Annotated in this window: 11 protein-coding genes and 1 pseudogene; 4 read left to right on the forward strand and 8 right to left on the reverse strand. The window is 36.1% G+C overall.

The genetic code is table 11. The annotated features are described in order from the left end of the window. Positions 1-4: 4 nt before the first annotated feature. A complete protein-coding gene (locus tag BTOYO_RS02955; protein WP_000435756.1) occupies positions 5-1228 on the forward strand; it encodes a class I SAM-dependent methyltransferase in 1224 nt (407 codons plus the stop codon). Then, on the forward strand, positions 1225-2148 hold the full coding sequence (locus BTOYO_RS02960; protein WP_000723096.1) for an NAD-dependent epimerase/dehydratase family protein: 924 nt from the start codon (positions 1225-1227) through the stop codon (positions 2146-2148). Before BTOYO_RS02955 ends, BTOYO_RS02960 begins: the two co-directional genes overlap by 4 nt. On the opposite strand, the gene BTOYO_RS02965 is transcribed toward BTOYO_RS02960, so the two are convergent. Then, positions 2117-2905: a glycosyltransferase family 2 protein gene (locus BTOYO_RS02965; RefSeq protein WP_000570311.1), complete on the reverse strand. Its 789-nt coding sequence runs from the start codon at positions 2903-2905 to the stop codon at positions 2117-2119. The genes BTOYO_RS02960 and BTOYO_RS02965 overlap by 32 nt on opposite strands. A 348-nt stretch (positions 2906-3253) precedes the next feature. On the opposite strand from BTOYO_RS02965, the gene BTOYO_RS02970 reads away from it, so the two are divergent. Then, on the forward strand, positions 3254-4138 hold the full coding sequence (locus BTOYO_RS02970; RefSeq protein WP_000814753.1) for a DMT family transporter: 885 nt from the start codon (positions 3254-3256) through the stop codon (positions 4136-4138). A gap of 18 nt (positions 4139-4156) precedes the next feature. Here BTOYO_RS02970 and BTOYO_RS02975 read toward each other — a convergent pair whose 3' ends face one another. Together BTOYO_RS02975 and BTOYO_RS02980 are read right to left on the reverse strand one after the other, a co-directional pair. Further along, positions 4157-4693: a hypothetical protein gene (locus BTOYO_RS02975; protein ID WP_000350925.1), complete on the reverse strand. Its 537-nt coding sequence runs from the start codon at positions 4691-4693 to the stop codon at positions 4157-4159. A gap of 20 nt (positions 4694-4713) precedes the next feature. Next, positions 4714-5535, reverse strand: a complete 822-nt coding sequence (locus BTOYO_RS02980; RefSeq protein WP_000181437.1) for a pentapeptide repeat-containing protein — start codon at positions 5533-5535, stop codon at positions 4714-4716. 194 nt (positions 5536-5729) lie between these two features. Between BTOYO_RS02980 and BTOYO_RS02985 the strand changes: the two genes are divergently transcribed. Beyond that, complete coding sequence (locus BTOYO_RS02985) at positions 5730-5906, forward strand: DUF1272 domain-containing protein (protein WP_001162784.1); 177 nt, start codon at positions 5730-5732, stop codon at positions 5904-5906. Between the two features lie 85 nt (positions 5907-5991). Here BTOYO_RS02985 and BTOYO_RS02990 read toward each other — a convergent pair whose 3' ends face one another. The 5 genes and pseudogenes from BTOYO_RS02990 to gnd all read right to left on the reverse strand — a co-directional run bounded on the left by BTOYO_RS02990 (position 5992) and on the right by gnd (position 12282). Further along, positions 5992-7059, reverse strand: a complete 1068-nt coding sequence (locus BTOYO_RS02990) for a lactonase family protein (RefSeq protein ID WP_000782233.1) — start codon at positions 7057-7059, stop codon at positions 5992-5994. A 120-nt stretch (positions 7060-7179) separates the two neighbouring features. Continuing rightward, positions 7180-8721: a gluconokinase gene (gntK, locus tag BTOYO_RS02995; protein ID WP_000254925.1), complete on the reverse strand. Its 1542-nt coding sequence runs from the start codon at positions 8719-8721 to the stop codon at positions 7180-7182. Positions 8722-8830: 109 nt separating this feature from the next. Beyond that, positions 8831-10160, reverse strand: a pseudogene (gene gntP, locus BTOYO_RS03000) (gluconate permease GntP). 361 nt (positions 10161-10521) lie between these two features. Further along, entirely contained in the window at positions 10522-11190 is a 669-nt protein-coding gene (fsa, locus tag BTOYO_RS03010; RefSeq protein WP_000667693.1) for a fructose-6-phosphate aldolase, read from the reverse strand. Positions 11191-11388: 198 nt separating this feature from the next. Beyond that, complete coding sequence (gene gnd, locus BTOYO_RS03015) at positions 11389-12282, reverse strand: phosphogluconate dehydrogenase (NAD(+)-dependent, decarboxylating) (protein ID WP_001263676.1); 894 nt, start codon at positions 12280-12282, stop codon at positions 11389-11391. Positions 12283-12372: the final 90 nt, after the last annotated feature.

The raw sequence follows: 12372 nt of genomic DNA on the forward strand, positions 1-12372 counted from the left end.
TAAAATGGAACAGAAAAAATGCCGTTTTTGCCACTCATTACTAACAAATTCGTTTTTAGATTTAGGCGTCTCCCCTCTCGCCAACTCATTTATAGCTCCAAAAAACTCATATAAAATGGAACCTTTTTATCCGCTGCACACATTTGTTTGTAATTCTTGTTTACTTGTGCAATTAGATGAATTTGAATCACCTAATAATATTTTCCATGATTATTTATACTTCAGTTCTTATTCCTCAAGTTGGCTACAGCATGCCAAACAATACGTAGAAATGGCAATTGAGCGATTCCATTTAACGAAAAATTCGCAGGTAATTGAAATCGCAAGTAACGATGGGTATTTATTGCAATACTTTCTTAAAGAAAACATCAATACGTTAGGAATTGAGCCAGCAAAAAATGTAGCAGAAATCGCAATTCAAAAAGGAATTCCTACTGAAGTGAATTTTTTCAGTAACGACTTAGCAAACAATCTTCCACAAGCGGATTTAATCATTGCAAATAACGTATTAGCACACGTTCCGAACTTGCATGATTTTGTCGCTGGCCTAAAAACATTATTAAAACGAGATGGTACGATAACAATTGAATTCCCCCACCTATTAAACCTTATATCTTGTAAGCAGTTCGATACTATCTATCATGAGCACTTTTCCTACTTCTCACTTATAAGCCTTCAAAAAATTTTAGCTCATCATCATTTACAAATTGTTGATGTAGAAGAACTTTCAACTCACGGTGGTTCATTGCGTATTTTCATAAAACATCTAAGCGCCCAATCAACTATCCATTCCAATGTTACAAATTTAATCCAAAAAGAAATAGATCACGGGCTAGATACATTAGATTGCTATCTCCTTTTTTCTAAACGAGTGGAACAATTGAAAATAAATATTTTAAAGTTTTTTATTGAAGCGAAAGCTTTAAACAAACAAATTATCGGCTACGGCGCTCCAGCTAAAGGAAACACCCTTTTGAATTATTGCGGGATAGGTAAAGAATTTCTAGCATATACAGTAGATAAAAATCCTCACAAACAAAATCTCCTTTTACCAGGAACTCGTATTCCAATAAAGTCTCCAGAAGAAATTAAACGTACAAAACCAGATTACATTCTCATACTTCCTTGGAATTTGAAAGACGAAATTATGAAGGAATGCTCTTTCATTCGTGAATGGGGTGGCAAATTTTTAGTAACTGTTCCAGAAGTTGAGGTGATTGAACCATGAAGAAGATCCTTGTAACAGGTGGTAGTGGATGGATAGGTAAATATGTTGTACATTCCCTTATACAAAAAGGGTATGAAGTTCACGCCACATACAATAGAAATAAACCGTCTCACCTTTCCTGCCATTGGCATAAAGTAAACTTGCTTTGTGATGACGAAGTAAAACAATTTATTTCAGACATTAAGCCTAGCGACCTCATTCATTTAGCTTGGGAAGCGGTTCCTCCTGCATGCTACGTATCCATTAATAATTTCTATTGGCTAAAGTCCAGTATCTCATTGATTCAACACTTTACAGCATGCGGTGGAAAACGTATCGTTGTAGCAGGTACTGGCGCAGAGTACGAGTGGTTTAACGGTATTCTATTTGAAGATTCTCCGCTCCTTTCCTATAAAACCCCGTATTCATTATGTAAAAATGCACTACATTCCTGGTTACAGTCGTATGCACAACAAACCAGCCTCAGCGTATGTTGGGGACGAATTTTTCATATGTATGGCCCTCATGAGCACGGCAATCGACTCATTTCTAACATTATCACTTCTTTATTAAAAAACGAGGAAGCTCTATGTACACATGGAAAACAATCAAGAGATTTCCTCCATGTGGGTGACGTCGCTAACGCTCTTGTCACATTATTAAACTGCAACGTTACAGGCACAATCAATATCGCTTCTGGTCACTCTGTACAAATTAAAGAATTAGCTTCTATCATTGCTAAAAAAATAGGAAAAGAAAATTTAATTAAACTAGGCGCTATCCCTTTTCCTAAAGATGAACCTTTATTCGTCGGCGTGAATGTGGAACGTTTAACAACTGAAGTAAACTGGAAACCAACATACGATTTAAATACAGGAATTGAAGAAACAATTTTATGGTGGGAATCATCTATACAAAAACATACCGATATGCAGCACTAAAACGTAAATCTTGCGCTCCTCTCGCTAAATCCTTATACCATTCTTCTAATTTTTCCGGCGTAATAATATGGTGCGTACCCATTCCTCCATGCTTACTAGCTTCAGAAAGCGTCGGACCAATTTGTAACTTTCTCTTTCTCATCGCATCGTTCCACGGACTAAACCCAAACCATAATATACAAGCAAGAGGCGGATAGATCATAGATTCATGCGCTGATAAATGTCTTCCAACCGTATAACTTCCGTGTTCATGATTATGAATAAATCTACCTCTTCTCCATAACGGCCAATCTTCTGGTAAATAACCGTGAAATCGCTGTTTCATTAAAGGGATTCCAAAGTTAAGGTCCGGATAATTATAGTTAGGATCATCAACCATAATAAGCCCTTCCAGCCAATACATCCTCCCTCCCAATTCATTTAGCGATTTCCAAAACTGATTTTTATCTTGCACACAAAGAAACTCAGTCGTATTTAAAATCATTTTCCATCCTTTTACTTCTTGTTCTACCCTCATCACTTCATGATCTGTCGCAAATGCATCAAACTCTGGATTTACAGAATCTCGTACTTCCCAATGCGGTGCGAACTTCTTACAAATTTCGACTGAACGATCTGTAGAACCTTTATTAATTAAAATGCCATGATCAAACAGTTTCGTATGATGAATAAGCCACCATGGTAATAAATACTCTTCATTATAAAAATGAGAGATAACGGTTGTAGTAATGTAAATCTCCTCCTCTTTCTCTATCAATCTATTTTTTCATACTACTCTTAATATACTTACCAGTTATGTAATTGGTTTCTTTTATTTTAAAAATATGTTTTTCTACCATATACTATGCTTTCTTAGACAACCACCGTTTCCATTCTCTAAAGATTCCACTCCGTACAACAATAAACATCCAAATAAACTGAAAATTAAGTTATAATATCATTATAAAATATGAAGGAGGAATGCACTCATGTACTACAACACTTCATTCGAAAACGATCAACCTGTAGGCCGTCTATAAACTAAGACGGGCATTCATTTAACACATACACTTTGCCTCGTCTTAGGGAACTCATAATACCCTAAAAATAGACGGAGGTACTTCAAATGAAACAAACAATTTTAGGAGCTATATGCTTATCACTAGCAGCAAGTATATGGGGCGGTATGTATGTTGTTAGCAAATACGTACTCGATTATATCCCACCGCTTACACTCGTTTGGCTACGCTTTATTATCGCTTTTGTTGTTTTGTATGGCATTTTGAAAATAGCAGAGAAAAAACAAAAGAAAAAAGTAACCATTCGCAAAAAAGATTGGCTATTATTCGCTTGGATTGGATTTATCGGATATTTCATTTCAATCACATGTCAATTCATCGGAACAAAATTATCCGACGCCCATACAGGCTCTTTAGTAACATCCGCAACACCTGCATTTATGGTTATATTTGCAGCAATTATTTTAAAAGAAAAGCTAACCGCTCGTAGACTTTTATCTACTATAATAGCGACAATCGGTGTCATTATCGTAATCGGATGGGATATTGAAATTGGCTCCTATTTTATCGGTACCATCATATTAGTGGGAGCCGCTATTACGTGGGCTTTACTATCCATTTATGTAAAAATTGCTTCAGCTCGGTTTTCATCTTTAGTTATTACAACGTACGCCATATTCTTTTCACTCTTTTTTATTACACCTTTTATGATATGGGAACTACAAGTAGCCTCTATCGGAACCGTAAATACGTACGTAATACTAGGCGTATTATATTTAGGAGTCATATCAACGGCAGGTGCCTTTTTCCTTTGGAATAAAGGATTAGAACTAATGGATGCAAGCATCGGTTCCTTATTTTTCTTCTTCCAACCTATCGTCGGATCATTACTTGGCTGGCTCTTATTAAATGAGACATTAAATAATAATTTTTTTATTGGTGGTATTCTTATTATATGTAGCGTTTTAATTACTACTTTTGAAAAGAAATAAAAAAACAGGCAGAGATTCTTAGTCTCTGCCTGTTCGTATAATTGGATCTTGGTCGTGAAAACCAATACAAATCGGTATATTACTTTTCACTTCACTACATACACTCATAAAACTACATACCGTTCTTGCAATTAAATATAAAGTTATGCCGATTGCTTTTTCGTTTGTATCAAAACCATTTTCAGCATACATATCCGCTAATTCTACAGACCTCGGTCCCTCTATATTATATGTCCATTCAGATGCCCAATCATCATCCTCTTCTTCAAGCGGAACATACTCCTCACAAATGTAAAACTGACTATCCCATTCATTATCGAGATTGTACTCAAAATAAATTGCCTTCGCTTCTTCACATTCAACAACTTCTAATGCTTCTCTCACACCTATTCTCATACTCTCTTCATATGTATCTAATGGAATTAATTTAATTCGCTCGGCGTGCATACCTGATGCTAACATGCTACACATATCATAATACTTCACTTCTATTTGCCCTACTGCTAACGAAAATATATCCTCTTGCATTTCATCTAAATACTGAAAAATATCCAAACTATTTCACTCCATACTCTTTACGCACTCCAATGCGCGGGACGGGATAACAATTCCGGCAATTTCGTATGTTTATCCCCTTTCGCCGCATTAATTTGAACTTGCGTAAGAAAAATACTATTTGTAAAGTCTGCACCGCGAATATCTGCATCTCTTAAATCTGCTCCGATGAGATCTGCTCCTCTTAAGTCTGCACCATTTAAGTTCGCTGCAATTAAATAAGCACCCCTTAAATTCGCGCCTTGTAAATTTTTCTTTTTCAGGTTTGCTCCCATAAGATCTGCTCCGCGGTGAATGATTCGTTTCTTACGCGTCGCATTCATTTCCTTCCAAACTAGCTCACTCGTTTCTAAAAGTAAAACATTTACTTCTGCACGGTGTAATGGAATATTTACTTTCATTAACTCGTCCGCATTTAAATTCGAAAGTCGCTCTGTCTCTTCAATCGCTTTACTTAGTTCTTTATGAATTGGCTGCGTCGCCTTTAATAGAATCGCCTCATTCAAATACCAAAGCATTTCATGGAGCTGATGCATAACCGGAAAAGCATCATACATTTTTCTCGCATGCTTAGCATCTTTCCGCCAATCAATCCCTTTAAAGATAACTTGAGAAATCTTCTGCCCAGCACCGAAACATTCAAATACTGTACAACCTTTATAACCTTTTCCTCTAAGATTTTTATGTATACTACATTTAAAATCTGATTGTAAATTGGAACATGGTTTACCACCATCTTTATTCACTGCAAAATCTACCGATGCTGCGAACGGTAACGCCACGCAACATAGACCGAAGCATTTTTCGCAGTTTGCTTTTAAATGATCGTTATGATTAGTCAAAATGTATACCCCCTGTTGTCTTTTGACTATTTCATAATATTCCAACTGCACAAAATAATCAATTTTAAAATAAATTGGCATCTTTCATTTCAAATCACAACTTTATCATTCGATTTCCTTTCAATTGAAAAAGACTAATTCTATCTAATGAATTATAATTAAATTATAAATTTTCAAACAAAAGGAGAATTACTATGGCACTAGAAATGAAAACAAACTGTCAAATTTGTGATCAATTGCTGGAGCAAGATTCTGAAGCTTACATTTGCGTGTATGAATGTACGTTTTGTGCACCATGTACAGAAGAAAGACATAACGTTTGTCCAAACTGCGGCGGCGAGTTAGTACGTAGACCGAAAAAGAAACAGTAAAAAGCAAAGCGATATCGCTTTGCTTTTTTTATTTTCTTGATATATAAAATTATATCAGCGATTTTTCAAATATATCGAACATAACTTAAACATTTAAAAATTTAACACAAACAGGCTCTGGCACAACAGCATCAGATTGTAAAAGAGTTAACTTTCCTGTAGATTCATTTCTTGAAAATAACACAAGATTATGCGACTTTTCATTTGTAGCAACAAGGAACTTTTCAGTAGGATCTAATACAAAGTCTCTTGGCCAATTTCCTTCTGTAGATGTATGTTCAACAAATGTAAGCTCACCTGAATTTTGATCCACACTGAAAACAGCAATACTATTATGACCACGATTACCTGCATATACAAAGCTGCCGTCAGAAGAAATATGAATCGCACTTCCTTGACTATTTTCATCAAACTCTGCTGGAATAGTAGAAATATACTGTAATTCTGTAAAGGTCCCTTCTTCCGCATTATATGTTAATACGATAACCTCTGAACTCAGCTCAGTCATCACATACGCATACTTTCCATTCGGATGAAAAGTAATATGTCTCGGCCCACTTCCTGGATTTACAGATAAGCTATTCACTTCTGTTAATGCACTACCTTTTATTTCATACGTAATTATTTTATCTATCCCTAAATCAACGCCCACTACATATTTTTCATCAGGAGTATATCCCGCGTAATGTGCATGTGGTTTTTCTTGTCTTTCTTTATTCGGACCTGAACCTTCATGCGCCATAATAGATGAAGCAGGATTTACAGTTCCATTTTCTTCATTTATTTCAAAAGACTCAATCGTTCCTTTATGGTAATTTGCTGTAACTACCGTATGATTCCCACTATCAACGCTCACATGACAAGGAGAAGCCCCTTCTACTACTTGTCTGTTTTCTGCCTTTAACTCTCCAGTTTTACTATCAATTGAATAAGCAGCTACACCACCAGATTCTCCTTCCTTAACAACGGAATAGAGATATTCATTATTTCGGTTAATCGTTACATATGTAGGGTTATCCAGCTTAGCCGCAAGTGTTACATTACTAATTTTTTTTGCTTCTGTGTCTAAAGTAAACTTATATATTCCCTCACTATTTTCTTTCGTATAAGTTCCAACATATCCAATAAACTCTTTGTTATCCTTCATTTTCATAACCCTCTCTCCCTATATTTTTCGTTCATCATACTTCTTAAAATATTTTATGTTGAAAGAGTATCCTAAAAAATCGGAGTACCTCTTTATACGTTACCATATTTTCTTAGTAAATAGCTTTTAAACCCACTTTTTTTGATACGCTGCTATACTTTCATATTCTTCTTCCAAGTGACGGGACAGACGAATATAGATTGGTGTTAAATCTTTATATTTTTCCACACTTTCAATGTTTGGTTCATGGTGGAAATTCGCACCTACCATTTCAGAAACTACATGTAACGTATCTACTTCACCTAAACTATATAAACCGAGGATTGCAGCTCCTAAGCAAGAGCTTTCGAAACTTTCAGGAACATATACGTCTTGATGAAAAATATCCGCCATCATCTGTCTCCAAAGTTCTGACCTTGCAAAACCGCCTGTTGCTTGAATTTTTTTCGGTTCGCCAATTAGCTCTTTTAAAGCGAGAAGAACGGTATATAAGTTATAAATTACTCCTTCTAATACAGCACGAATAAGATGTTCTTTCTTATGATGTAATCCGAGTCCAAAAAAAGATCCTCGCGCATTCGCATTCCATAAAGGAGCTCTTTCCCCTGCTAAATACGGATGAAATAATAAACCGTCAGATCCAGGATTTACTTTTGCTGCTATTTCAGTAAGCACTTCATATGGATCTTTCCCTAAACGCTTCGCAAGTTCAATCTCTGAAGTGCCTAATTGGTCACGAGCCCACCTAAAAATCATACCACCGTTATTAACTGGTCCACCGATTACCCAATGGTCTTCAGTTAAGGCATAACAAAAAATTCTACCTTTTGGATCTGTCACAGGACAATTTGTTACAGCACGTATCGCACCGCTTGTACCAATTGTAACAGCCACAACCCCAGGATCTATTGCATTTACGCCTAAATTCGATAGCACTCCATCACTCGCTCCTACTACAAAGGGCGTAGAAACAAGTACATTCATCTCTTTTGCAAGTTCTTCATCTAATCCTATTAAGCTGTGCGTCGTTGGAACAAGTTTAGAAAGCTTTTCATCTGAAATCCCTGCAACACGAAGAGCTTCCTCATCCCATTTTAAAGATTTCAAATTGAACATTCCTGTTGCTGATGCTATAGAATAATCAATTACATATTCTTTATATAACTTATAAAACACATATTCTTTAATAGAAATGAATTTATAACTTTTTGCAAACAATTCTGCCTGCTCATTCTGTAACCAAACTAATTTCGAAAGTGGTGACATCGGATGAATTGGTGTTCCAGTACGCAAATAAATTTCATGACCATTCATATCACTCTTTATTTTCTCTGCCCAGCTTGCACTTCTATTATCTGCCCAAGTGATACATCTCGTTAACGGTTTTCCCTTCTCATCTACAGCAATGATACTATGCATTGCCGAACTAAAAGAGACACAAAGAATATCATTTGGCTGTACACTACTTGATCGTACAGTTTCTTTAATCGTATTTATTACTGCATGAAAAATTTCTTCTGGGTCTTGTTCTGCTATTTCAGGCGTAGGAGAATATAAAGGATATTCAATTCCATGACTTGCAATAACAGATCCATCAGTAGAAAATAGAACTGATTTTGTACTAGTTGTCCCAATGTCTACACCAATCATATATTTTGAGCTCACCATTTCTTCCTCCTAACAAAAAATTGCGACAGTATCCCACCATAAAAATACATTCCTTTTATCTACTGATAACGTTGTATGCCACAATTATCTAAATAGAAACATCTTTATTTTAAACAAACATATCGAGTAGTAAAACGCCTCCAAAAGCGATAAATGAAAGTAACGTTTCTAATACCGTCCATGTTTTAAATGTTTCTTTCACTGTTAAACCTAGGTATTCTTTTACCATCCAGAACCCAGCATCGTTTACGTGTGAAAACATGAGTGCTCCTGCACCTGTTGCAATGACGAGTAACTCTAAATTTACACCTGTCGTATTTTCAACGATTGGAGAGACTATGCCCGCCGCTGTTGTTAAGGCGACTGTCGCTGACCCTGTCGCAATTCGAATTAATCCAGCTACTATAAATGCTAATACAATTGGAGATAGAGCTAAATGTTCAGACATTTGAGCAATAGCATTCCCTACGCCACTATCGATAAGAATTTGCTTAAATCCGCCGCCAGCACCAATAATCGCAACAATAGAACCGATTGGTAATAAGCTATCTTCTGTTACCTTCTTAATAGCCTTTTTATCGATACCTTGACGAAATCCAAGAAAATAGAAAGCTGCAAAACATGCAATCAAAAGCGCAATGATAGGACTACCGATTAATGTGACAATCTTCATTAGAGTATTAGAAAGCGGAACATAAGGAGCTGCTGCTGCTAACACCATTAACATAACGGGTAACAATATAACTAAAAATGAAACTCCTATTCCTGGTAATTTCGTTGATTTTGTATTTACACGTATCAATTCTGGTTCATTTTCAGGAATTACACGTTTGTGAATCCATTTAGCGAATATAGGACCTGCAATAATCGCTGCAAAAAATGTAATAATGAGTGAATAAAGAAGTACCTTCCCAAGGTTCGCTTTATAAATACCAATTGCAACGATTGCCCCTGGATGCGGAGGAACAAGGCCGTGTACGACAGATAACCCAGCAATTGCTGGTAATGCTATCAATAAAATATTTTGTCTCGTTGTTTTATGAATAGAAATTACTAACGGCAATAATATTAAAATGCCTACTTCAAAAAACACCGGAATTCCAATAATAAAACCTGCAATTAACATCGCCCATGGTAAGTTTTTTATTTCAAAGGATTTAATAAAGAACTCTGCCACCTGCATTCCAGCACCTGACTCTGCCATCATTTTCCCTAGAATTAATTGTACCTAATACTAAAATACCTACTAAATGCCCGAGAACACTTCCGACTCCCGTTTCATAAGCGCTCACTATTTTATCCATTGGCATTCCAGACATAATTGCTAAAAACAAACTTGCAATCGTTAAACTAATAAACGCATGCCATCTCCACCACGATACTCCTAAAATAACAATTACAATTGATAATAATGTAATCATTAAAAGGTACATATTCATACTCAGTTCCACCCTTTTATGTAAACCCTTTCAAAATTACTATACAATTAAGAGAACTTATATAGTTCTTTCTTGAGTAAGAGATATTTTCACATAATAATGATTTATATAAAAAGAATCTCCCTTATCAGAGATACACGTTAACTACTCTCTCTAATAAGGGGATTTCTCTTTAATAATTATAATGTTATTATGATAAACGCTTCGTGCGAGCAATTTGTCCTTTTTTTAAAGTGCATGACGCTTTCTTCTCTTGCTGTATTCACGTAGTAAGACTCCAAAAAGTTAAACGATGAAGTTACCTAGGAATCTGTCCTCTCATGAAAAGTAATTTTCGGAAAGTCTCCTCCACTTTCATATATTATAATTTAGGCGCTTTCGCCCAATCTGCAGCAAACTTTTCCATACCTTGATCTGTTAATGGATGCATAGCAAGTTGTTCAATTACTTTATAAGGGATTGTAGCAATGTGAGCACCTGCCATCGCTACACGAGTTACATGATCTGGGTGTCTGACAGAAGCCGCAATAATTTGTGTATCTAATTGATGAACATCGAATAATTCAGCAATTTTCGCAACTAATAGTACACCATCTTCAGAAATATCATCTAAACGTCCTAAAAATGGAGAAACGTACGTTGCACCTGCTCGAGCCGCTAAAAGAGCTTGGTTCACAGTGAAAATAAGTGTAACGTTCGTTTTCACACCTTTTTCAGTAAGATAACGACAAGCTTCTAATCCTGCTAGCGTCATCGGAAGTTTTATCGTGACGTTTTTATCGCCACCGTTAATTTTAATTAATTCTTCTGCTTGAGCAATCATTTCTTCAGCTGTAACAGCATCTGGCGTTACTTCTGCCGAAACAGACTCAACTTTAGGTACTGCCTGACAAATTTCTGCGATACGGTCTTCAAACTTAACACCCTCTTTTGCTACTAAAGAAGGATTCGTTGTAACACCAGCTAAAACTCCAAGTTTATATGCTTTTTTTATGTCCTCAAGGTTTGCAGTATCAATAAAAAACTTCATGATTAATTCCCTCCAGTTTTTAAACGTTGATGAGTTACATGTTTAGGATGTTTATCCCGCTATTTGCCGGGCAGTAAGACCCCACCTCAACATTCAGCGAAGCAAAGAAGTTAAGTTGGGGGGCGTGCTTCCCGTAAAAGCCCGATTGGTAAAGGCTAATGTGGAGGATGAAGAACCCCCACTAATTAAAGTTTCACTTTATTTCTTTTCTACTGCATGTCCGCCAAATTCATTACGCAGAGCTGCTACAACTTTTCCTGTAAATGTATCATTGTCTAATGAGCGGTAGCGCATTAATAGAGACATTGCGATAACAGGAGTTGCTGTTTGAAGGTCTAATGCTGTTTCTACTGTCCATTTTCCTTCACCAGAAGAATGCATTACTCCCTTAATTTCATCTAGTTTCGCATCTTTAGAAAATGCATTTTCAGTTAATTCCATTAACCAAGAGCGAATGACTGAACCGTTATTCCATACTCTTGATACTTTTTCATAATCGTAGTCAAATTCACTTTTCTCTAGAATCTCAAATCCTTCACCAATAGCAGCCATCATACCGTATTCAATTCCGTTGTGAACCATTTTTAAGAAGTGACCACTACCAGCTTTTCCGGCATATAAGAATCCATTTTCTACAGCTGTATCCCGGAAGATAGGTTCAACGATGTCCCAAGCTTCTTGATCTCCTCCGATCATGTAACAAGCACCATTACGAGCGCCTTCCATTCCGCCAGAAGTTCCTGCATCCATAAAGTGAATGCCATCTTTCTTTAGTTGCTCATATCGGCGAATAGACTCTTTATAATGTGAATTACCAGCTTCAATTAAAATATCTCCTTTTGAAAGCAATGGCGTAACCTCATCAATAACAGAATCAACAACAGCGTGTGGCACCATAACCCAAAGAATTCTTGGTGATTGTAATGACTGAACAAGATCACTTAAACTAGATACACCTGTAGCCCCGTACTCTTTCATTTCTTCCACTGCGCTCGTATTTAAATCAAATGCTACTACTTCATGTTTATGATCCATTAAATTTTTTCCTAAATTTAATCCCATTTTACCTAAACCAATTAATCCTACTCGCATAATATAATTCCTCCTCAAATCATCTTTTATTAAAAATCCATATCACTAGAATCTGGAATACCTTTCAGCACCGATAAATTAGTATGTACA

This window comes from Bacillus toyonensis BCT-7112 (assembly GCF_000496285.1).
GTDB classification, from domain to species: domain Bacteria; phylum Bacillota; class Bacilli; order Bacillales; family Bacillaceae_G; genus Bacillus_A; species Bacillus_A toyonensis.